Here is a 22,088-nt window from a genome sequence, read left to right as displayed (position 1 = left end):
TTTGTTATTGATGTTTCTTTGTGGGTTAAAGTGTTCTTTGTGATACAAATAGTCACAGGTTGATTCGTTGTTTGCGATTGATTACTTATTTGCATTTGCTAAGGTCGTGTTACCCATGGAACAATCAAATTAATACGCATTAAGCATCGATGAAGTGGTGTTGGTCGAACAATGCAGGAGAAGCTAAAACATGGAGCTAAGGCATATTAAGCATTTTGTGTTGCTCGCAGAAGTTAAACATTTCAACAAAGCGGCTGAAATACTCAATATTACCCAACCTTCATTATCAAAAAGCATTCAACGCCTCGAAATGCTGATAGGTGGGCAGCTACTAAATCGGGACTCAAAATCGGTTTCGGTCACGGCGCTAGGGCAAGTGTTACTTAAACATGGTCAAAAAATTCTCAAAGAATTTGAAGAAATGGAACAAGAAGTCACTTTGTTTCAGGGCTTTGATGAAAAAGAGCTACGTATTGGCGCAAGTCCAATACCATCCAACAGTTTAGTTGGGCCGATTGTTGGTCACTTCTTAAGAGAGTTTGCCGACATTAGTGTCGAACTCAAAGTGGCTGCTTGGGAAGAGCTTTATCAACAGCTGATTTATGGTGATATTGATTTTTTTGTTGCTGAAACTAAAGTCACTGAACTTGAGAAGAGTGAGCTATTAACAGTTACCGAGCTGCCGCCGTTTAAAGTTATTTTCTGTTGTAGACCTGAGCATCCGTTAACTCAACTTCCACGTTTATATTTGCCGTCATTTAGAGATTATCCATTAGCTATTCCTCGTCATTTACCTAAATCGATTGCTGATGCCTTTGAAGATTTATTTAAGCAGCAACGAGAAGACTTCTCTGGAATGGTCCGTTTTGATCAATTCCATCCGATTAAAGAGTCGATTATTAACGGCGACTTAATTGCTTTAACACCTGAGATCTCAGTGAGAAGCCAAATAGAGAAGGGCGCTTTAGTGGAGTTGTCTCCTTACGTTATGCCACTGATTTACGCCCGCTTTAGTGTGGTATCTTTGAAAGAAAAATCGCACTCTAAAGCTGCTGAAGGCTTCATTAAGTTCTTAGTTAATCGAGCTGAAACGGTGAAGTTAGAAGCGCCAGAACTGTCTTCATCAGAGCGTTCAGCATCAGAGCGTTCTATAGCAGAAGCGTCTGTGTCAGAGTTAACAGTATAAAAGAGTCATTAAGCTAATAAGTGAGTATCTATTTTTTCAGGTAAAAAGCAGCCATTGATATCAAGCAATTGATTTAGCTTACCCAAAAGGAAAAGCCTTCGAATGAAGGCCTTTGATTTATAGGCTTAACTTAACACTAAGTTCTATTAATGCAGTTTACGGCGACGATTTGCAGCTATTCCTGCAACCATTAGTAAACTTAATATACCTAAGCTACCACCTGAACTTGATTTTGGTTCTTCCGCTTCAGGTTCAATTGGATTTTCAGCTGCTGGTGGCGTTGGTTCCACCCCGTCAGAACTCACGGTTAGCATAAAGCTTGTTGATGTCATATCGGTTGGGAACACATTATCAGCAACCGAAACGGTCACTAAAGTTTCACCCCAAAAGTCTTGATCTGGCGTGATATCAAAACTAGACCCCGATGTATGACCATTCACTGTGGCAGTAAAGTTATCGCCAGTGACTGTAATTGTGTTGGTAGACTGACCACCATCGTTATCAACATAATGCACAGTAATGCCTTCTAGTGTGCCATTCTCATCAACCATATGGTCATTAATTGGCTGCATTGAAATATTAGCTGCAACGGTGACCGTTTGAGATGTGCTTGCATCCGCAATACCATCAACCGTACCCGTCACATCAATTAACTGATTCACTCCAAGCGCAGCTTGAATCACTTCAGCTTGGAAGCTCACTTCAACACGGCTAGACTGCGGGCCATCGATGTTATAACAAACCACTAATTCATCATGTAATTTGTCGTTAAGATCATTGTAGGCAAACGATGCACCTTGGTGACCATTGAGCGGCCAGAAACCTGCTCTTGGGCCATTGTAACCACGTACACCAATTGATCCTGAACCACTTTGGCTGCCAACATCAACATTGTTGTAAGCCATGATGAATTCATACTCACCGGCTTTATGGCTAGTGTATTCACGCATAAAGACTTGGAAGTCGTAGCTATCATCACGAGGAGTAATGATTTGATTCCAGTTTTCATCGTAACCAAAGTCATGGGTGGCTGCATTATCCCACTCAAGTAGGGTGTAGCCTTCATAGTAAGCAATCGATACACCTTTTTGTAATGCAGCATCCCAGCTAGGTTCATACATTGCTAGCGTGGTTTTCTGATTCCAGTTGATGTCTTGTTCTGCATTCCATAACGGCGCGACAATAAAATCAGGTGGAGTAGAGTAGTCTGTTGCGGGTAACTCTAAATGTACTTGTTGCGGCATGATATCCCATGGATTGAATTGCACGTAATCCAGTTGCAGCCAGCCTCGAGAACTCAAGACAACTTGGTCGGTGACAAAGTAGTCTTCATTATCAAACGGCTTCATGTCGTTATAAATCGTCGGAATAGTGACTTCATGTGTCCAGTTACCCCAGCCCCATTCATTCACTTCATATATGGAGCCCCAAGAAGGTTGTATATCGAACTTAGCGAGATCAACATACTTACCATCAATTGGCGTACCATCGATATAGTCAATATTCCAAGGGGTACGACACATAGGGTCTGTTTCATTAGTTGTGACGATATAGTTCGTGGCTTTATCTGCAGTATTTAATTGACTTGTGGCCAATGTAAATCCAGTGTCAGTTGCAGTAACGCCCGCTAAACCCACCAGTGAATCAGGTACGATACTTAGGCCTTCTGATAGTAAAGCTGTTAACTCTACATTACGGTCGGCGCCGCTTTGATTCGCCTGCACAATTAAGCTGACATCAATAATGTCACCCACTCGTGCAGCATCTTGTGAGCTGTTGATTGATACTGTGTTCACGCCACGTTTTATAGTCATTGGAACTAAAGCCAGTGACCCTTCCTCATTGGTACCAGCTTGAATAGCTGCCGCAGAGTAATAGGTTTTACCTTGCTCCATCATCATATTCCAATCAATATTTAATGATGAATTTAGCTCCTCTGACTCACTGAAAGTTAAACTAATATCATTAGCTTGTTCTTTGGCGACCAAAGCATAAGACATTTCATAAGTATCGACATTTTCCCATGGGTACAATAGATAATTTTGCACCATGATGATGTATTCACCTGCCTGTGGATTTTCCAGCGAGCAAAATTCGCCAATGGTGGTTTGTGGTAACTGCGATCCACAAATGGCCTCAGAGTAATGAAGTTGACCGTCGTTGTTATAGTCTTGGAATATCATGATATCTGCATCAGCGAACACGTCATAAGCCGTATTCATAGAAGACTTTATACGGTCGGTTAATTCAGCTCTGAAAACAGCGGTATTCTGCGGTACCGTTACGTTGAAGGTTTTGATATTGGCAAGTTCGGTATTCCAAAAACCATTTTCATCGACCATTTGATCGCTAAATTGCTGTCTTGGTAAATCAAACTCATGAACAATCGCTTCAACAGGCGCATAGGCAACACCTGAAAGTGAACTCGCAGGGACCCCAAATGGCACATCCTCGATAGTATGAGATGCCATATCATCATGGGCTTTGACATTGATGGTATTTGGCAGAGTTGTGCCAGTAAACTTAGCAGAGAATGGCCAATGTGACGTTGGAATGGTTTCATCGGTAGCGATAAATTGGATTTCACCATGGGTTTCTGCCACGGTGCCATCGTACCAAGCCATGTCAGATTCTTCGAAAGAGCCGTTAACGGTTAAGGTAATTGATTCACCTTTTTTCAAACTAAACTCCGCCGGAGTGACAGTTACTTTTGCACTAGGATCTAATGAATAGTCCCAGTACATAGGACCTTCCTGAGCTTGATTAACCTCAACACGCCAAGTCCCGTCTTTGGTCGCTGTGACAGTACGTAGCCAAGTGCAAGTTCGACCACAATCATTATTGATTAGCTGCGGTAAATTCAAATCACGAACTAGACCACCATTTTGTGGATTAGCACGGCGGAAGTTATCAGCAGTTTCATCCATTAACAGACCCGCATTAATAGCGCGCTCAACATTCGCTAAACCATGACCTGCACGGTAAACACCTGCAACTTTTGTTTCCCCTGACATAGGGTGAGGGGTTTTAATCGCCATACTATCAGCCGTCATTTGTAATGCCGATTGAATTTGGCTGGCAGTCCAATCAGGGTTGGCCTGACGAATAAGTGTCATCATTCCTGCCACATGTGGTGAGGCCATCGATGTCCCACTAATCGTGTTGTAATCTCGGGTATCACCTTGAGGGTTAAATGGGCTTTCGTCATTCCAAGCGGCAAAAATATTTACCCCTGGCGCAGCAATGCCGGGTGAGAATAACTCATCAACTGTGCTTGATGGACCACGTGATGAAAATGAAGCTAACCAATCTGCATCATCTGGATTGATATCACGTGTAGCCCGTGACGCTGTGATAGTGCCTGATAAAGTTTCGCCATTGGCAGACATAAGCCAAGGCTGTAAACCGGTTACGTTCCAGCTACCAAAATACTGGTTTGCTGTTAAATGAATACCTGGGATAACGTAAGCATCGTCAACGACATCATCACCTTCATCCCAAGTGTTATAAAGAACAAAACCACCTGCGCCACCGGCTTGTACATTCATCGCTTTTTCGACGCGGGCAATATCGCCGCGTTCACAAATAACAATGTCGGTTGCTTGGAAGGTATCCGGTGTAAATGGGCTATTACAACGGGCATCGCCAAAGTCGGCAGCGATAACAAAGTCACCGCTGAACTCCCCTGAGATACCAGCGCCATCAAGCTGTTGAGGCGCTAAATTACTGTCGCCACCCATAAGGTTATTAAGTGCTTTATCATGGATATTGATTGAGCGAGCATGAGTTGTTGCCGCGACATTGAGCACCCATGGCGAGGTATGATCTACCGTGTATAGGCTATCTTCGCCATAGGCTGCGCCAGAGTTACCCGCTGAAAGTGCGACAGCGATACCTGCTTCACGAGCTGATAAGAATGCCATTTCAAAGGCATCGTTCCAAGGGAAGCTTTCACCGCCACCAATGGACATGTTGATTGCATCAACACCATCAAGAATTGCTTGCTCGATACCAAATAAAATCGCATCACCAGGACAACCATCAGAATCACATACTTGGTATGAAATTATATTGGCATGGGGCGCAACACCTGAAATCATTGGCATGGTGACACCAATAGGGTTACCCGCACCACCGCCAAGTTCTGTGGTGACTACATCTACATCATATAAAATATTACCCGCAACTGTGCTGGCTACGTGGCTACCGTGGCCTTCATAATCTTCACCAAACTGCATGTCACTCGGATAAGTGCCAGTGATGTTTTCATGGGTGTAAACCCCAATGAGTTTGTCATTACATTTATCTGCAAACTCGGCTTCAGCACAACCGCCTAAATAGTTACCACTGCCTAGCGGGTTAGTATGAGCATAACCGTCACCGCCCACAGCAGCAAAAGAAGGGTGATCGGTATTAACGCCAGTATCAATGATACCCACTACCATGCCTTCACCTTGGTATTTCACTCCATTTGAGGTTGCAGTTCCATCCCATATTCCGCTTGCGCCAACATGTTCAGGCCCTATATCTGTATGTAGCTGCAGTTTTGTTGAACGTTGAATAAAAGCAACTTCAGACTGTTCAGCTAAGCGCATGGCCTGCTGCTGAGTCATTTTCACCGTGAAAGCATTAATGGCAGTGGTAAATTGTTTTTCGGCTTGAACACCTGCTGTTGCGATGACTTGTTGTTGCTTATTAAGCAAGTGAGTTTTATAGCCATCAATGGCTTGTTGATGCTGTGGCTGGGCGTTGAAACTATTGAGGTTGCTGCGTTTTCGCTGTAACGCTTGTTTAGTGGATTGCAGTCCTGGAATAGTGCCATCATAAGTCGCAATTGGCTTGTCATTCATTCTTACTATGTAAGTGTGTTCGCCGCTCAGTCCTTGTTCTAAATTAATCTTTTGTGTGGCTGACTTAGATTGGTAATGAATATTTGCTGATTGTCTTTGGCGCAGAGGCGTTGACACAGACTCTGCTTTAGATTGAGCCGCTAATTGTTTTTGTTTGTGTAACTCCATCATATTAATTGTTGAAGGTATTTGCGGCTCAGTATTCAATTTAGACTGCTGATTAATATCGGCAGCTACATTAGCTACACCGCCTGCATAAATAGCAGCAAGTGTCATCAATGTCAGTTTTTTTATTTTCATGATGCTTCCCTATTAATTATTATTTTATTAACCGCAAACAATTAAATTTGGCAGTTAAATAGATATTGCAAAATTGTTAACGGATAATCCAATGCGAAATTAAGCATGGGGTAATGCAAAAAACTATTAATTAAAAATGGTCTAAATAATTTATTGATGCGCTTTATGAATTAACTTGATACCTATTAGTAATCGATTAACTCAAAATTAAATGATACATTTTGATACGATTTGATGTGAGTTAAAACCCTTTATATTCAGTAGTTTATTTATTTGTAGTTAAGCTGGTTTTATTTATTTATTTATGTTTAACTTTATAGTTAATATTCGGTTAATTAATGTTTTTCTTTGTTTTGTAGCTTTGTTTGATGTCTTTGTTATTTCTGGTTAAGTTGACGTGATTGTTATTGATCTAGCTTTTGTTTTGTTTTTATATATTTGGGATTGTTATGGAATTACGTCATTTAAAACATTTTTTGGTGGTTGCTGATTTAAAACATTTCCATCGTGCTGCACTTGAATTGAATTTGGCTCAGCCTTCTTTATCTAGAAGTATTCAAAAGATGGAAGACTTATTAGGTGCAAAATTATTAGAAAGAACATCACGTTCAGTAACATTGACTCCATTTGGAGAAGTCGTTGTTGAACATGGCAGTCGAATTATTCGAGATGTGGATTTTTTAAAGCGTGAAATTAAAGCAATTCAAGGATTAGAAACCGGAGAGTTAATTGTCGGCGCCAGTGCAATACCTTTAAATAGTATTGTTGGACCTAGTATTGGCCAATTTGTTAATACTTTTCCAAATGTGAATGTGGAGCTAAAAGTCGGTAATTGGCTGTCGCTATATCAGCAGCTATGCAAGGCTGAAGTGTCGTTATTTATTGCAGAAACCAAAGCGACAGAGTTGGAACACAGAGAAGATATTGAAGTTATACCATTGCCAAGCTTTCAGGCCATTTTTTGCTGTCGTTCACAACATCCATTGGCCCAACAACATTCGTTATCTTTGGATACGCTTAAACAGTATCCCATTGCGATTCCATCAGCTTTACCTAAGCCCTTGTATGATCAATTTGGCGATCTGTTTTCAAAGTATCGAAATGATTTTTCAGGCTTAGTTAAGTTTGAACAGTTTCAGGCCATTAAAGAGTCATTATCTGAGTGCGATTTAGTGGCATTAGCGCCAGATGTATCAGTTAAAAAAGAGATTGAAGCGGGTAGTTTAGTGGCATTATCGCTAGCGGATATGCCAGATATTCAAGCATCATTTAGCATTGTTCATTTAAAAAGCCGCCGACTCACACCTGCAGCTACAGCGTTCATTAACTTTATTAATCCGCAGTAGATTATTTAGTGGTTTTTTCTATTTGATGTTGATGACTGATTATTTGGTTCACAGTGTCAAATACCCATTGAAATAAGGGTTTGTTTCGATGGCGGTAATGGTGGCAAAAGTAGCTGTTCAATTTGACCGGCTTGTTTTCTATGTAGATGCGTTTGCTTAACACCTGGGATGAATCCACATCATGATATTGGGCGCCTGCAGCGTGTAACAGTTCAGTTTGGGCGACTACGTTTAACAGTGAATCAGGATGAGGACTTCGATAGACTATTTTGGGGGTCAATTCTAATCGTTCTAGATATCTTTCTACGTAAGTGGTGTTCTCATTCCAGCCTGGTACATGTAAAACAGCCAGAGGGTAGGTTGCAAATGCTTGTTCATCAATGGTTCTGCTAGCAAGCGGGTGCTGTTTATTTAAATATACTCGGGCATGTAAACTCGGCATTGATTTTACCGTCATTTCTTTAGACAGTTTCGGCGAAAGCATCGTCACTGCAATATCTTGCTTTCCGGTTAATAAATCCTCTTCAGTATCATTATTCCAAACTGACACAATCAGTTCGACTTTTGGTGCTACCTTGTGAAGTGCTAAAAACAACTTATCACTTAATAACCCTATTAATGCTGGATGCAAGGTGACATTGAGTCGTCCTGTTAATTCTGACATTTCAAACTGTTCTACATGATTAATAATGTCGGAAAGCTCTTGCCAGGTATTAGGTAAGCGCTGAGCTAAAAAATGAGCTTTATCTGTAGCACTAAGGCCATGTCTCGTTTTAACAAAGATAGGGTCATTGAAAGCATCACGGAGCTTTTGTAAGGCACGGCTTACCGCAGGTTGGCTCATATTGAGTCGTTCAGCGGCTTTATGGGTATTAAGCTCTTCATACAAGGTGAAAAAAACTGTGATTAAATTAAGATCGAGCATTTCAAATGGTGTTTTATTCATTGTATTTAAAGATAATTGCTCTGAGGTTTTTATAGTGTATTGCGGATTAACTAAAATGTCGAAACTGCTGTCCTTTTGATAACTAGCCTTTAAGGCAATCTAGTAAAAAGCCCTTAACGGTGGAGTTAAGGGCTTTAGTTTCGCGCTATCAAGAAAACGCTATTATCGCTATTGGACTATTTCTCTAATTTGATTTTGCCACTCACGGTGCTGGCATTAAAGCTGCCGCTTCCTTGTTGGGTTTTAAATTGAATAGACTGTCTTGAGGTGTATTTGGTTTTCATTGGTTTATCATCAGTTAATCGATTTTCAATTCTTCCACCTGGACCACCATCAATCTCGAATGCTAAATTTGGCATATTGGTAAACTTAACTTCAATGTCGCCGCTAACTGTATCGAATAATACTTTAGTGATGGCGTCACTCAGTTTAACTTCAATATCGCCGCTAACAGTGACTACTTTAACTTTTTCTGCGGCAGTAAAGCTGCCTTCTACGTCACCAGAAACTTGGTCAATGCTTAAGTCAGTCACTTGGTTGTTTTCCGATTCAAGTTCACCACTCACTAAGCGATACTTTGCTTTGCCTTTAATATCTTTATCTTTGATATCACCAGACACTGTTTCTAGCTCAATTTTACCATTTAGTGATTCTGCTTTGATGTCACCAGATACGTTAGTAAGGCTGATTTTTCCTTCAATATCTTCGACTTTCATATTGCCGCTGACTAAAGATAGCTCGACTTTACCGGTGAGTTGCTCCATTGCATAATCAGCAGATACCCCTTCAGCAGTGATCTTTAGCTCTGATGGCACGTAAATGACTAAATTAGAACCTTGTTTATTATTGCCTCGGTAGCTACTTGGCATCTTATCTTCGATTTTTATTTCATCGCCTTTTTGCTCCAAAATAAGACCTTCTGAAAGTTCATCTAAATGACCTTTTACACTGATGAGACCTTTATCCCAACCAATAATTTCTACTTTTCCACGCTGAACTTTTAAATCAATCTGCGGGTTAGCGGAAACCGAAATTTCACGGTCAACTTGCTCTACCGCTTGGGCCATGAGTGAGGTGAATAACACACTAGAACCGATAATAATGCGGCCTAGAAGTTGGCTAAATTTAGCGTTCATATTAGATTTCCTTGAGTCGATGGAGTCGTATTAATTGGTGTACGTTGTTGCTGTTGTAACAATTCGATTTCACGTTTCATGATCCAAAGCCATAAGTCCCATACTTGCTTGTTATTTGGATCATTTTTTAAGGCTTGTTGGATCTGTTTTGATGCAAGCTCTAGCTCTGAAAACCCTTTATTGAAAGGATTAGCTTGATTATCAAGCTGCATACCTACGGTATATTTGTTGTCATCAAAGGCGGCTATCTGTTGCTGGTGGGTCTGAGCAATTTGATCCACTAATGCGATTAAATCTTCAGTTGATTGATTCGATAAGGCATTGTTAACCGTCACAGGCTCTTGAGTTGGTGACACGGCTGGAGTTGATAGTTTCCAACCTAAGACCATCACAAAAGCGAGACTTGCAGCCATAGCGAGCATTTTCCAATGCTGTTGATGACTGGCGCTATTTGAATGACTGATATCATGATTCGTTTTAGCACTGATTTGCTCGTCAATGTTTTGCCATAAATCAACAGGAGGTGTTATTTCTTTTGGCAAACTTGCAATGAGATCATCAAGTTGGTTGTTATTATGATCTTGTTGCTGTTCTTGAAACTTTGAGTGTTTATTTTTCATGACAGCATCTCCTGTAACATCTGTTTTGCTCTGTGGTACTGGGCTTTACTGGTACCGACTGCAATATTGAGTATTTCTGCAATTTCCTGATGCTGATAGCCTTCAATGGCACTTAATACAAAAACCACTCGAGTTCTTTCTGGTAACTTCATAATCAACTTATCTAAACGGTGATATTCATGGTGCTCACTTGCATCTAGTTCAGAGTCTTGCGTCACATCACTAGTCGGTAAAAATCGATGCCAAAAGCGTTGCTTTGCTTTCATGCTGTTGATTGCTTGATGAACCGATAACTTATGCAGCCAAGTCGTAAACTGACTCTCTCCGTTAAATTGATCTAACTTTTGCCACAACCTTACAAAGCAGTCTTGGCAGATCTCGTCGGCATGATCGTGGCTACCGCTTAAGCGGAAACTAATCGCGTAGACTCGACCTTGGTGACGCTGATAAAGCTGTTTAAAAGCGGCTTTATCCCCCGTCTTTGCTTGGTTCACTAATATCTCGTCAGATACTTGTCCGTCGAGATGACCGTCATTCAATACAGCTGGCTGTGAGGGCTGCTGCATTTGATGATCATTATCAGTGATGTTATTGGAGTTCAGGTTCACCATTTTTTCCGTTTAGGTGTGAGTTACTAGATTAGACATTAGCAAGTTCATAAAAGGTTTACTCGGTTATAAAAAATATATTTAGATAATGACGCTTTGGTCGATAAATATACAGAGGTAAGGTGAAGCTAATTAAGTAATAGCTTGTATTGTCTGTACAAATTTAGTTTGCTTAAAAATTGTCTAATAATGAATTAAGCATCTATATTTTTAATGTACCTTAAGGTTATTAGGGATTTATATGCTAATTCGTACCAAATTAATGTTAAGTGTTGCTGTGTCTTTGGTGGCTTTCGTCGCGATGTTTTTATTACAGCTATACACGAGTGATGTGAAATCAACCTTGGCTGATGCAGAGAATAATATTACTGAAATTGAGCGTGAGGTTTTGCAGCTTAGGGTCACCGAGAAAGATTTTTTGCTCGATTAGACGCTAAATATATTGAACGTCACGACGCCATTTATAGTGAAATCAACGACACAATGGCAACCCTTAAAGAAGCACTCATAAGTCGAGGCTTATCAACTCAAAGTTTATCGAGTTTTGAGCAAAGCTTAGACATGTACAAAGTGATATTTGTCGAATTAGTCACGCTACAAACTGAAATCGGTTTAACGCCTAAAACTGGCTTATATGGCGATTTACGTCAATCAGTTCACAATGTTGAATCAATATTAAAAGAGCAAGGCCAAGCAGGTTTGTCAGTCACCATGTTACAGTTACGCCGTAATGAAAAAGACTTCATGTTAAGACGGGCGCAGAGTTATTTAGATAAATTCGATAAAAACCTCAGCTTGTTTAAATCTCAATTACAATCCTCATCCCTTAACGCTCAAACCAAAGCGCAACTGGCTTCATTAGCCGATGCTTACCAAACCAGCTTTAAATTACTTACCAATAAAGAAAAGCAATTTGGTTTAACCGCTTACGATGGTGAGATGCTTAAACTGAGGGAATCAATTCAGCGCACCGATAAAGATTTAACTCAGTTGCATAGCCAAACCAATACTGAAATTGAAGATGCAGAAAACAATGCGCTGATTTTAGGCGCGAGCATATTTATCCTCATTACTTTGGTGTTGTCGGTGTGTGCTTATCTGATTTTACGAAGCATTGTGGTGCCGATTAATGACATTAATAAAGTGATATCCGAGGTTGAGAAAAATAAAGATCTTACTTTGCGTTGTGATGAAACCAGAAATGATGAACTTGCCAGAATTGCAAAACACTTTAACGCCATGGTGCTCAGTTTTCAGACCTTAATTGAACAAGTTAATGAGTCTGTCGAAGCAATGAATATTTCCTGTGAAGAACTGACTCAAAATGCCGTGGTGGCTTCTGATGGCGTATCAAGGCAACTCAGCGAAACCGATATGGTTGCTACAGCAATTACTGAGATGGGCGCAACGATTGAAGAAATTGCCAGCAATACTGAACAAGCTGCGCTAAAGGCTAACGAAACCAATGAACATGCACAACAAGGGTTAGTGAGTGTTGAGCAAACTATTGAAAAAATTCAAACCTTGGCAAGTCAACTTAGTGACTCGTCTGAAGTGGTCGGTGACTTAGAGCGAGACAGTGAAACGATTGGTAGTGTGCTTGATGTGATCAGAGGGATTGCAGAACAAACTAACTTACTGGCATTGAACGCAGCCATTGAAGCAGCAAGGGCTGGGGAACAAGGGCGAGGCTTTGCTGTTGTAGCTGATGAAGTCCGAAGTTTAGCCATGCGTACGCAAGAGTCCACCGAGGAAATTTCAAAAATTATTACCACACTACAGTCCCGTACACATTCGATTGTGCAGTTAATGGACGCTAGTCAGCAAAAAGGAACAGACAGTGTTGAGCAAGCGGGTGGTGCTGGGCAGTTATTGCATTCTATTACTCAAGATGTGCAAACTATTTCAGATATGAGTACACAAATTGCTACCGCCATTGAAGAGCAAAGTATGGTGGCTGCAGAGGTGAATAAGAATGTAGTGATTATCCGTGATATTGCCGATGAAACAGCCAACGCCACAGAAGAAAACTCTGCAGCAACTCAAGATGTCAGGCAACGAGCAGAGGCGCTGCATGAGGCGGTTAGTCTATTTAAAGTGGGCTAGGTTTGTTACTTAAAGCATGTACTATAAAACAGCTAACTCAATAACCTAAGAAGTCATACAGAGTCTGCTATTTCAGCTTCTGTATGACTTCTGATTCTTTCATTTAAGCGAGATTAATGTCTTAGCGAGATTAATATTCAAGCCTAGCTTTACTCTAGTGTTGCGAGATCAATATATTGATCAATTCGCTTTGGCGTAAACAGCTTGCTTTCACCATTTGACCAACTGATCGTCACCATATCAACGCTTTTACAATCACCTAGGCCAAATAATAAGTCACTGTTATAGGTCGCAGCATAAGCTGATGCTGTGTCACCGACAGTGCGGGTTTGAATTCGTCCACATGCCGATACTATGGCTTTAGCCCCAAAGATATCAGCCTGCTTTGAAGGTGATGTAGTGACTTTTATGCCTAAAAAGTGATTATTAGTTTGGCTATTGGTATGGTTTTCAAATAGGTGCCATTTGCCACGTTCGTTGGCAATAATTAAATCAGCATCGCCATCTCGGTCATAATCTATGACTTCCGCTCCAGCGCCTGTGGCACCAATATCTGTTGAAATGATGCCGTGGTTACTCGCTAAACTGAACGATTTTCCTTGATTATTTAAGTATAAATACTGGGTGATTTCTTTTGCCATATTACCGTAACGCATGAAAAATAAATCAGTCCAGCCATCATTATTAAAGTCGGCTGCTAAAGCACTGGTGGTTTGCTCATTGATATTAATCCTCATTGATTGAGTGACATCAACAAAGCGTCCATTACGATTTTCCAATAATTTAGCCGGTAAAGGAGGATTTAACGTTGGACTTGGCGTTGAGGTCACATTGTTAATAACCCCAGCGGTTGCTGATTGTGTTTGACTACAAACCCGCCATTTATTATCACCGACATAGCCAATATAAAGCCCTGGTTTTGAACCTTCGGGTAAGGACTTCATTTTAGCCCCTTTGACACAGAGTCCTTCTGGCCAGCCTTGAGATGCTTCTTGGGTTAATTCAATGCGGTTATTACCGCTTCTATTCCAGCTTTGACCAGTTTTTACTGCTTGAGCTTTGACGTCCAGTAATCGCTTGTCTTTGCCTACAAATACATCATAGTGTGGGTAGGCCATTTGTAAATTTTCAAGTTTAAATGGCCCAGCTATCGTGAGGTCTTCTAGCTGAGAAGGTTGAAAGCGTGCAAAAAATGCGAATCTTTTGGTTTCAGGATCATAATAGGTTTCATGTTGAAACTGATGTTCTGATCGACTAATAACCCAGTCATAATCGCCATCACCATCAAAGTCTATTTGTGATATTGAACTGGCATGGCTTATCTTTTGTAATTCACCTAACGCTTCGTCTGTGGCATCTGTAAAGCTATAACCTTCCCCCTTTGGCAAGCACAATATTTTTTCCGCCATATACAACAATATCTGATTCTCCATCTTGGTTGAAATCGGTTATTGACGATCGGTAACTTAAACGGTCACCAAAAGGAAGGTGGGCGTTAAAGGTAAATTGACCTGCACCCTTGTTGCTATAAAAATGGTTAGCGCCCGTTTTAAATTGTTCTGGCGTTGCAAATCCGGTTAAAAATAAATCTAAATTACCGTCGTCATTTGCATCTAATACTTTTACTGAGCGGCCACGGCCTTTTTCAAAGTGACTAAGCTGCTCGCCACCAGTAATTTCACGATCTCGGGTAATTTCATAATGTCTTGGTTTTCTCGGATTGCTGCCATTTCCTCCCCCTTGAGCGATAATCACTTCCACTAAACCGTCTTTATCAAAGTCAGCAATTGCAGTACCGTGCATATCTCCCTGAACTAACTCAGTAGGCGGGGAAAAATATCCACCTTCATTCCAATAGATGAAAACCTTATAGGCATGTTCAGTTAACAGAAGGTCTTGAAAACCGTTGCCATCTAAATCTCCCACAATAGCACCATCCCATTTACGTCTAGCACGTTCCTCTGCGGGTAGAACACCATGAGCTTCGCTAAATAAGGTATCGACTTTATTGTCTTTTGAAGGGGTTGAATTTTCGCTTGCACATGCTGTTAATTGACTTGCAGTGAGCAGTAGGATTAGCTGAGCGAGATTGATTGGCTTAGTGAAAGAGGGCATTATCATTACCATTAATAATCATCATATGTTTATTAATGTAACATGTCTTGTGAAAATTAACATATCAGTAACGTTTAAAGTTAACTTTAAAACCGAATGTAAAAGCGAGTAGAAATAGCAGTCAGTTTTTATTGTTATAGCGGTGTAGGCTTGATTTGAACTTGTTATAGCGGTGTAGGCTTGATTTGAACTTGTTATAGGCTAGGGCGTTATTGCTATGACAGGTAAGTGAGCGGGTTTGTTTTTTCTTTAGGTTATTGAATTATAAGTATTAAAAGCCCAATATAGTATTGGGCTTTAGACTTTTAAAACGCTTGATACGAGATAAGCGTATTTTTAGTTTAGCTACTCAGCGGCTACAGTTTTAACACCATCTGGTGAACCAACAAGCAATACGTCAGCGCCACGGTTTGCGAACAAGCCGTTAGTCACCACACCTACAATAGCGTTTAGTTGAGTTTCAAGTGCTTTAGGGTCAAGAATTTTGTAGTTGTACATATCTAAAATAACGTTGCCGTTATCCGTTACTACACCTTCACGGTACACAGGGTCGCCGCCCAATTTTACTAATTCACGTGCCACATAAGAACGTGCCATAGGGATCACTTCAATTGGAAGTGGAAACTCGCCTAATACGTCAACTTGCTTAGTGTTATCGACAATACAGACAAATTTCTTTGCAACTGCCGCAACAATTTTTTCGCGTGTTAATGCTGCGCCGCCGCCTTTGATCATGTCCATGTGGGCGTTAATTTCATCAGCACCATCAACGTACACTGATAAATCAGACACGCTATTCAAATCAAATACTTCAATGCCTAATTGCTTTAGCTTTTGAGTTGATGCTTCAGAGCTAGAAACCGCACCTTGAATGTCGTGTTTCATTGTCGCTAATGCATCAATAAAGTGATTAACCGTTGAGCCAGTACCTACACCAACAATACTGTTTTCTTCAACGTACTCTAGTGCTGCCCAACCGGCGGCTTTTTTCATTTCATCTTGAGTCATATCAACATCCTAAGCTGGCTATTTTTGCAATGATAAGTAGTAAAATTGGCAAGAGTATAGCAAATGCCAAGCTGTTCAAGATATGGCAGAGATTTAATTAATGACCTCTGCGGTCTCAGAAGTTGACATAGGATAGAATTTTTCCTGTTTAAAGGCGTTGATGACGCGCAAATTAATGTCGCTGGCAAACTTACGTTCTAAGCGAATATCCATGACATAGGCTTTGACGGTTAGCTCAATAAGGTGCTCGCCAAACTCATAGCGAGTGGCAATATTCACCGTAATAGGCTTGTCTAAAAAAGTATAAGGTGAGCATTGTGTCGCTTCTTTTGCTAATCGAGTCGCTTGTTGATGATCAATCTGAATCGGTAAAGTGAATTTAACCACAACCATTTCATCTAATGCGCCGCTATTGGCATTTGATACGGCAGTTTTAAGCGCCTCAGCGTTAGGCACCATCACAGTATTATCATCAAAAGTTCTAAGCCAAGTGACGCTCCAGTCGAGTTGAATCACTTCGCCGTAATGGCCTGATAACGTCACCATATCCCCAACACGATAGGGTGGGGTTATCATGATTATCAGCCCAGCAATCATGTTTTTAGCTGGTTCTTGGGTTGCTAAACCGAGCACAATACCAATGGAGCCAATCACTGCGAGTACCAGGTTTTCGTGCGGGTTAATGATTTCGGCAATAGTGTAGATAATGACTGTAGCCCAAATAAATAGTCTTACAAATGGGTATAAGCGGCTCCACAGTAAGCGGTATTTGGGTAATTTTACGGTTAAATGTGTCAGCAAAGTTTGTACAACCACGAGCAATAACCAAGCAAAGAAACACACCAAGGCAAAGGCGAATAACTTATCGAATGAAATAATATCTAATATGGCTTGCAGGGCTTTACGTGAGTCTTCCATGATACTAACTCCTACAGGTAGAGCTTATTGTGATTGACTAAATGACTGGCAATCAGTCGTGTTAAAGTGGGAGTGATAACATAAGAATGTTGGGCAAAATCTTGTTTTGAATAATGCGCTTTTATCAATCCTTGGCGACATAAATACTCAAGCTTAAGTGCACTTTGCTCGATACTACAGGCAAAAATTTCAGCATGCTGAAATATCCGTAACCCACCGTGAACGTATAATTCTGCAAGGCTAAACAAATCGTCGTCGCTGCATTGTTTTAAGCTGGTTAAATCAGGAAGGCAAAGCGGGGCTATTGTTAGGGGGTGGTTGTCGTCTTGAATCAAGGCATGAAATATCAATACACAAGCCAATTTACTATGGCCACCAGTGGCTTGGTGCAATTGTTTTGTGAGTTGCTCAAATGCTAACTTTTCAGCGTCATCATCTTGATTATCAGTAATGTGCAGTCCGATTTGTGCAATCCTGCTTTGTATCACATCGCGAAATTCTGACAGGCCAAAATAGTCGAGCTTAATGACGAACTTTACAAAATTGGTAATCGCGTACTGTGATGATAGGCGGTGCCAAACATAGGTTTCGCAACCCAGTACCCAGCAATGACGTTGTCGGGTTTCCATTAATATGGTGGCAAACGTGACTAAGGCTTGATAGTTACCCATCATTCTGAGCATTAGCTTATGCAGATCATCAATAATGATCACATGTGCAGGCTGTTTGTTTATTAAGGCTATCGCTGCGGTAATCGATACTGGAGCATCGTTAATATTGAAACAGTAACAAAGGTTAGCAATGGTTTCTTTTGTGGTTAATGCTGCATGGTAAAAACTAAGATAAGTGATATGTACCGCTTCTGTTTGGCGAGTTGCTTGCTGGGTTAAAAACCAATGATGAAACTGATTGAGAAAAGAGCTAACACCTGAACCAGCAGGGCCTGTAACAGCAGTTAACTCGCCTTTATTTTGCTGCCAACGAGTAATTGAGTCGGTTAATTGAATAAATTGATGTTCGCGACCAATAAAGCGAGTGTGCTCGGATAATGACGATATATCGACTTGCTGTTTTATCCTATGTTTAGCATTTTTCGCTTCAGGTAGCGCCGCTACGTCTTTATCGGCTGCATGAGAATCTTTAGCTAGATCAGCTTTTATAGGGTTATACAGTAAGGTTTTTTCCACTGTCGCCTTTGGATGGTGGTGGGGGTAAATTCTAGCGATATCCTTCAGTGACAACTTTCCTTCAGCACTTTCTGCATCAGCAATAATAGCAGGCTGACCCATTAACAGGGCTTTCAGTTTGGTCCAAGCCTGGGTGATTTGTGGTAGTTGCACATCCATTTTACGTTTTACCTCGTCACGCTTAATAAAAGCGAGTTATTCCATTTATTTAGTCTCTAAAGACTTCTTAACTCTAGCATAGTTGTTTCATTAAAGTGGCTAATATGCTGAAAGTAAAATGCACCATGATGTTGTTTTTCGTTGGGCGATGCTGGTGGAATTAACGCTAGAAAATCGCCTTTAATAGACTTGATTGGGGCGGAAATTGGAAAGGCTGGGCGTATTTGCGCTGTAAGTTAGAAGATAATTGTCATAATTGGGGCTAAATAAGTCGCTTTTTGATACAAATTAGTGTGATCTCATTCCATTCTAATCGAGATTTTAATCCTAATTAGCAATGCTAATCAATTTAGTTGTTAACCTACCTTATTTGTTAAAAATAACAGTGATTTAAGTCTCGTTTTTATTATCCAAATCTGCGATAGACTCAATCGGATTTTGTCATTTTATCTCTTAAAAAAGCGAGGATAAGATAGCTGCAATTAAACCACACACTTTAAAAGGTTATTCGTTATGTTCAAGCTAACCTCTGTTGCTTTTATTATTGCTTCAATTTGTTCAATTTCTACAGCTCAAGCAAGTGAGCCAATTGAGGTGATTAAACCTGCTGTTATCACCGAACCTGAAAAAGTAGAATTAGGTAAAATGTTGTTCTTTGAACCACGTTTATCTATGTCTGGTTTTATTTCTTGTAACTCTTGCCATAACTTATCGTTAGGTGGTGTGGATGCATTGCCAACGTCTATCGGTCATGAGTGGCAAGAAGGTCCAATTAACTCGCCTACAGTATTAAATGCTGACTACATGCTAGCGCAGTTTTGGGATGGTCGTGCTGCTAACTTAAAAGAGCAAGCTGCGGGTCCTATCGATAACCCTAAAGAAATGGGTTATACCCATGAACTCGCTGTTGGTACTATTGCTTCAATGCCTGGCTATGTTGAACGTTTTAAAGCAATTTATGGTTCTGAAGAAGTTAACATCGACAGAATTACAGACGCCATTGCGGTATTTGAAAAGACGTTAGTAACACCAAACAGCCCATTTGATAAGTATTTAGAAGGCGATAAGAAAGCCATTACAGCCGACGCTCAAGCGGGTTATCAATTATTTAAAGATAAAGGCTGTGTAGCTTGTCATAACGGTCCCGCTGTTGGCGGTACTATGTACATGAAAATGGGCTTAGTTAAACCATTCCATACCGATAACCCAGCCGTTGGCCGTAAAGGCGTAACAGGTAAAGAAGCGGATAAGTTTGTCTTTAAAGTACCAACACTACGTAATATTGAGCTGACCTATCCATACTTCCACGATGGCAGTGTTTGGACACTTGAAGAAGCGGTTAACACCATGGCTGATATCCAATTAGGTCAGGAAATGAGTGAAAAAGAAACCAAGCAAATGGTTGATTTCTTAAAGAGCTTAACTGGTGAACAGCCACAAATTATGTTACCGATTTTACCGCCTTCAAATGAAAATACGCCACGCCCAGTGCCGTTTAAGTAAGGAATTTTCAATTAGTTTCATCGCCTAATTGAATATTGTTGCACTCCCCAGCAAAGCCTGTTCAACTTATTGAACAGGCTTTTTATTTTTATCTTATGAATCAATAAATAGTACCAAAAAGTATCTAGTGTACGGTTTTGTGCCCACTAGGTTTTATTGGCTAATCCCCCTATGATAACCCTAGAGATACAATACAAGGTTTAATAGGTTATACATGAACACTATCAATATGGATTTTAGTCAACGCGTCGTGGTAAATACTCATGAGCTGAATTGGGATAAAAGCCCAGCTAAAGGCGTTTGGCGTAAACGTTTGGCTCGCGAGGAAGCCGAGCGAGGTCATGCTACCAGTGTGGTTAAGTATGATGCTGGCGCAAGTTTTAAATCTCACCCACACCCATTAGGTGAAGAAATCTTTGTATTGTCAGGGGTATTTTCAGATGAAACAGGTGACTATCCTGCTGGCACGTATATTCGTAATCCTGAAGGTTTTAGTCATGCCCCTTTTAGCGAGCAAGGCTGTGAGTTATTAGTAAAGTTACATCAATTTTTACCAAGTGATAAAGAGCAAGTTAGAGTTGATACTCGTAATACTGATTGGCTACCTGGCCAAGGTGAATTACAGGTCATGCCGTTGCATCAACATTTAACTGAATCTACCGCTTTAGTCTTTTGGCCAGCGGGATGTCAATTTCAGCCCCACCGTCATTTTGGCGGAGAAGAAATATACGTGATTAGCGGTGAATTTATCGATGAGCATGGACGGTATCCTGCTGGAAGTTGGATTAGAAGCCCGCATTTAAGCCAGCATAATCCGTATGTTGAACAAGACACTGTTATTCTAGTGAAAGTTGGTCATTTAAACGCTGATGAATAAGAAAATGTTTCAGTTGACCTTGTTATAGCCTCCTTTTAAGCTGCAGTTAATTCAATGATGAATACAATGAAGTTAACCTACTTTATAAGGAAGCGTTAATGCATCAAGCAGAGTTAGTCCGTTTTATTAGCGGTATAGATCGCCAAGAAGAGCGCCGTTTTGAAGATACAATGGCGATCATCGATATGTATTATGAGTTTACTCCGACTGCATTTAGTAATGGTCAGCAGCAAAACAGTGCAGAACAAAACTTAGGATCTTGCAAAGTGTTTTCATTTGCAATGCGACATCAATTGTCGGAATCGCAAACGCTTAAGCTTTTCGGCCAATACTACCAAGATGTGTTAGCCACGCCTCAAAGTGCGGATCATCAGAATATTCGCCAGTTTATGCAACATGGATGGGCTGGTATTCGTTTTACAGGAACGCCGCTGCTTTTGAAAAGCTAATCATAGAAAAGCTAATTACTGAAAAACTTGTTAGTTTAAAAACTAATTTTGTTGACTCAATTAGGCTTTGACTATTTAAGGCTTTGAAAGTTAAAGCCTTAATAGATTAACGTTAAAGTAACGCAAAATAATGCCAGTTATTTTATATCAGTCATTTTGACTGCTAAGCCTAGTTAAAAGCCTTCCACTCCAGCCATGTCAGGCAGATGATGCGCAATCCCTTTATGACAATCAATACAGGTCTGCTCACCACTTTCTAAGTAGGTTGAATGCATTTTTGCTGCCCGCTCAGATTGTCGGGTGAAATCCATATAATCAAATTCATGACAATTTCTGCATTCTAATGAATTATTTGCTTTTAAACGGCGCCACTCATGTTCGGCAAGTTCACGTCGTTTAGCTTCAAACTTCTCTGGTGTATTAATCGAGCCGACAAGGTGTGCCCAAATCTCTTTAGATGCTTGCATTTTACGGGCAATTTTATCGGTCCATTTATGGGGGACATGGCAATCATGACAAGTGGCTCGCACGCCGCTACGATTGGTGTAATGAATCGTGGGCTTCATTTCTTCATAAACATTTTGATGACAGCTACTACAAAATTCCTCAGTGCTCGACATTTCAAGGGCAGTGTTAAAGGCTCCCCAGAATATGATCCCTGCAATAAATCCACCGATAACTAAAAAACCTAAACTGAAATGCACACTGGGCTTTTTAATTGTCTGCCAGACGGTGTTAAGTAACATCTTGAGTTTTTGCATGCTTTCACCCTGT

At 40.6% G+C, this 22,088-nt stretch carries 16 protein-coding genes and 1 pseudogene; 6 read left to right on the top strand and 11 right to left on the bottom strand.

Annotated features, from left to right (window positions below; all coding sequences use genetic code 11):
* The first annotated feature begins 190 nt into the window (after positions 1–190).
* Positions 191–1,186 (top strand): LysR family transcriptional regulator, encoded by a 996-nt coding sequence (locus tag ACGEDC_RS03900; RefSeq protein WP_394496573.1) that lies wholly within the window; start codon positions 191–193, stop codon positions 1,184–1,186.
* A gap of 146 nt (positions 1,187–1,332) precedes the next feature.
* Here the strand turns inward: ACGEDC_RS03900 and ACGEDC_RS03895 are convergent, their stop codons facing one another.
* Positions 1,333–6,336, bottom strand: a complete 5,004-nt coding sequence (locus ACGEDC_RS03895; RefSeq protein WP_394496571.1) for a S8 family serine peptidase — start codon at positions 6,334–6,336, stop codon at positions 1,333–1,335.
* A gap of 449 nt (positions 6,337–6,785) precedes the next feature.
* On the opposite strand from ACGEDC_RS03895, the gene ACGEDC_RS03890 reads away from it, so the two are divergent.
* Complete coding sequence (locus tag ACGEDC_RS03890) at positions 6,786–7,682, top strand: LysR family transcriptional regulator (RefSeq protein WP_394496569.1); 897 nt, start codon at positions 6,786–6,788, stop codon at positions 7,680–7,682.
* A gap of 1 nt (position 7,683) precedes the next feature.
* Here ACGEDC_RS03890 and ACGEDC_RS03885 read toward each other — a convergent pair whose 3' ends face one another.
* The 4 genes from ACGEDC_RS03885 to ACGEDC_RS03870 form a co-directional block, all read right to left on the bottom strand.
* Entirely contained in the window at positions 7,684–8,628 is a 945-nt protein-coding gene (locus ACGEDC_RS03885; RefSeq protein WP_394496567.1) for a LysR family transcriptional regulator, read from the bottom strand.
* A gap of 176 nt (positions 8,629–8,804) precedes the next feature.
* Complete coding sequence (locus ACGEDC_RS03880) at positions 8,805–9,764, bottom strand: DUF4097 family beta strand repeat-containing protein (RefSeq protein WP_394496565.1); 960 nt, start codon at positions 9,762–9,764, stop codon at positions 8,805–8,807.
* Positions 9,761–10,384, bottom strand: coding sequence for a hypothetical protein (locus tag ACGEDC_RS03875; protein ID WP_394496563.1), 624 nt, complete (start codon positions 10,382–10,384; stop codon positions 9,761–9,763). The genes ACGEDC_RS03880 and ACGEDC_RS03875 overlap by 4 nt, the downstream gene beginning before the upstream one ends.
* Positions 10,381–10,950: an RNA polymerase sigma factor gene (locus ACGEDC_RS03870; protein ID WP_394498233.1), complete on the bottom strand. Its 570-nt coding sequence runs from the start codon at positions 10,948–10,950 to the stop codon at positions 10,381–10,383. The genes ACGEDC_RS03875 and ACGEDC_RS03870 overlap by 4 nt, the downstream gene beginning before the upstream one ends.
* A gap of 283 nt (positions 10,951–11,233) precedes the next feature.
* Between ACGEDC_RS03870 and ACGEDC_RS03865 the strand changes: the two are divergent.
* Positions 11,234–13,098 (top strand): annotated as a pseudogene (locus ACGEDC_RS03865) (methyl-accepting chemotaxis protein).
* A 149-nt stretch (positions 13,099–13,247) separates the two neighbouring features.
* Here ACGEDC_RS03865 and ACGEDC_RS03860 read toward each other — a convergent pair.
* The 5 genes from ACGEDC_RS03860 to ACGEDC_RS03840 all read right to left on the bottom strand — a co-directional run bounded on the left by ACGEDC_RS03860 (position 13,248) and on the right by ACGEDC_RS03840 (position 18,485).
* Positions 13,248–14,486 carry a CRTAC1 family protein gene (locus ACGEDC_RS03860; protein ID WP_394496561.1) on the bottom strand — a complete coding sequence of 413 codons (1,239 nt, stop codon included), beginning with the start codon at positions 14,484–14,486 and terminating at the stop codon, positions 13,248–13,250.
* Positions 14,464–15,213, bottom strand: coding sequence for an FG-GAP repeat domain-containing protein (locus ACGEDC_RS03855; protein ID WP_394496559.1), 750 nt, complete (start codon positions 15,211–15,213; stop codon positions 14,464–14,466). Before ACGEDC_RS03855 ends, ACGEDC_RS03860 begins: the two co-directional genes overlap by 23 nt.
* Positions 15,214–15,558: 345 nt before the next feature.
* Positions 15,559–16,221, bottom strand: coding sequence for a ribose-5-phosphate isomerase RpiA (gene rpiA / locus ACGEDC_RS03850; RefSeq protein ID WP_055026420.1), 663 nt, complete (start codon positions 16,219–16,221; stop codon positions 15,559–15,561).
* Positions 16,222–16,314: 93 nt separating this feature from the next.
* Complete coding sequence (locus ACGEDC_RS03845) at positions 16,315–17,139, bottom strand: mechanosensitive ion channel family protein (protein ID WP_394496556.1); 825 nt, start codon at positions 17,137–17,139, stop codon at positions 16,315–16,317.
* 11 nt (positions 17,140–17,150) lie between these two features.
* A complete protein-coding gene (locus tag ACGEDC_RS03840) occupies positions 17,151–18,485 on the bottom strand; it encodes an ATP-binding protein (protein ID WP_394496554.1) in 1,335 nt (444 codons plus the stop codon).
* Positions 18,486–18,998: 513 nt separating this feature from the next.
* Between ACGEDC_RS03840 and ACGEDC_RS03835 the strand changes: the two genes are divergently transcribed.
* The 3 genes from ACGEDC_RS03835 (at position 18,999) to ACGEDC_RS03825 (ending at position 21,314) form a co-directional block, all read left to right on the top strand.
* Complete coding sequence (locus ACGEDC_RS03835; RefSeq protein WP_055026417.1) at positions 18,999–19,988, top strand: cytochrome-c peroxidase; 990 nt, start codon at positions 18,999–19,001, stop codon at positions 19,986–19,988.
* Positions 19,989–20,202: 214 nt separating this feature from the next.
* Positions 20,203–20,865 (top strand): cupin domain-containing protein, encoded by a 663-nt coding sequence (locus ACGEDC_RS03830; protein ID WP_055026416.1) that lies wholly within the window; start codon positions 20,203–20,205, stop codon positions 20,863–20,865.
* A gap of 98 nt (positions 20,866–20,963) precedes the next feature.
* A complete protein-coding gene (locus tag ACGEDC_RS03825; RefSeq protein ID WP_394496551.1) occupies positions 20,964–21,314 on the top strand; it encodes a HopJ type III effector protein in 351 nt (116 codons plus the stop codon).
* Positions 21,315–21,487: 173 nt separating this feature from the next.
* Here the strand turns inward: ACGEDC_RS03825 and ACGEDC_RS03820 are convergent, their stop codons facing one another.
* Positions 21,488–22,075, bottom strand: coding sequence for a NapC/NirT family cytochrome c (locus ACGEDC_RS03820; RefSeq protein WP_394496549.1), 588 nt, complete (start codon positions 22,073–22,075; stop codon positions 21,488–21,490).
* Between the last annotated feature and the right edge of the window lie 13 nt (positions 22,076–22,088).

Source organism: Shewanella sp. ENK2 (assembly GCF_043568515.1).
GTDB classification, from domain to species: domain Bacteria; phylum Pseudomonadota; class Gammaproteobacteria; order Enterobacterales; family Shewanellaceae; genus Shewanella; species Shewanella japonica.
This window is presented reverse-complemented; position numbering and strand designations above follow the sequence as displayed.

What these genes read in the sequence shown, in the direction of transcription:
- ACGEDC_RS03835 (WP_055026417.1), top strand. Translation starts at nt 18,999, where the DNA reads ATGTTCAAGCTAACCTCTGTTGCTTTTATTATTGCTTCAATTTGTTCA.
- ACGEDC_RS03900 (WP_394496573.1), top strand. Translation starts at nt 191, where the DNA reads ATGGAGCTAAGGCATATTAAGCATTTTGTGTTGCTCGCAGAAGTTAAA.
- ACGEDC_RS03875 (WP_394496563.1), bottom strand. Translation starts at nt 10,384, where the DNA reads ATGAAAAATAAACACTCAAAGTTTCAAGAACAGCAACAAGATCATAAT.
- ACGEDC_RS03830 (WP_055026416.1), top strand. Translation starts at nt 20,203, where the DNA reads ATGAACACTATCAATATGGATTTTAGTCAACGCGTCGTGGTAAATACT.
- ACGEDC_RS03890 (WP_394496569.1), top strand. Translation starts at nt 6,786, where the DNA reads ATGGAATTACGTCATTTAAAACATTTTTTGGTGGTTGCTGATTTAAAA.
- ACGEDC_RS03855 (WP_394496559.1), bottom strand. Translation starts at nt 15,213, where the DNA reads ATGCCCTCTTTCACTAAGCCAATCAATCTCGCTCAGCTAATCCTACTG.
- ACGEDC_RS03870 (WP_394498233.1), bottom strand. Translation starts at nt 10,950, where the DNA reads ATGCAGCAGCCCTCACAGCCAGCTGTATTGAATGACGGTCATCTCGAC.
- ACGEDC_RS03820 (WP_394496549.1), bottom strand. Translation starts at nt 22,075, where the DNA reads ATGCAAAAACTCAAGATGTTACTTAACACCGTCTGGCAGACAATTAAA.
- ACGEDC_RS03885 (WP_394496567.1), bottom strand. Translation starts at nt 8,628, where the DNA reads ATGAATAAAACACCATTTGAAATGCTCGATCTTAATTTAATCACAGTT.
- rpiA (WP_055026420.1), bottom strand. Translation starts at nt 16,221, where the DNA reads ATGACTCAAGATGAAATGAAAAAAGCCGCCGGTTGGGCAGCACTAGAG.
- ACGEDC_RS03840 (WP_394496554.1), bottom strand. Translation starts at nt 18,485, where the DNA reads ATGGATGTGCAACTACCACAAATCACCCAGGCTTGGACCAAACTGAAA.
- ACGEDC_RS03845 (WP_394496556.1), bottom strand. Translation starts at nt 17,139, where the DNA reads ATGGAAGACTCACGTAAAGCCCTGCAAGCCATATTAGATATTATTTCA.
- ACGEDC_RS03825 (WP_394496551.1), top strand. Translation starts at nt 20,964, where the DNA reads ATGCATCAAGCAGAGTTAGTCCGTTTTATTAGCGGTATAGATCGCCAA.
- ACGEDC_RS03880 (WP_394496565.1), bottom strand. Translation starts at nt 9,764, where the DNA reads ATGAACGCTAAATTTAGCCAACTTCTAGGCCGCATTATTATCGGTTCT.
- ACGEDC_RS03895 (WP_394496571.1), bottom strand. Translation starts at nt 6,336, where the DNA reads ATGAAAATAAAAAAACTGACATTGATGACACTTGCTGCTATTTATGCA.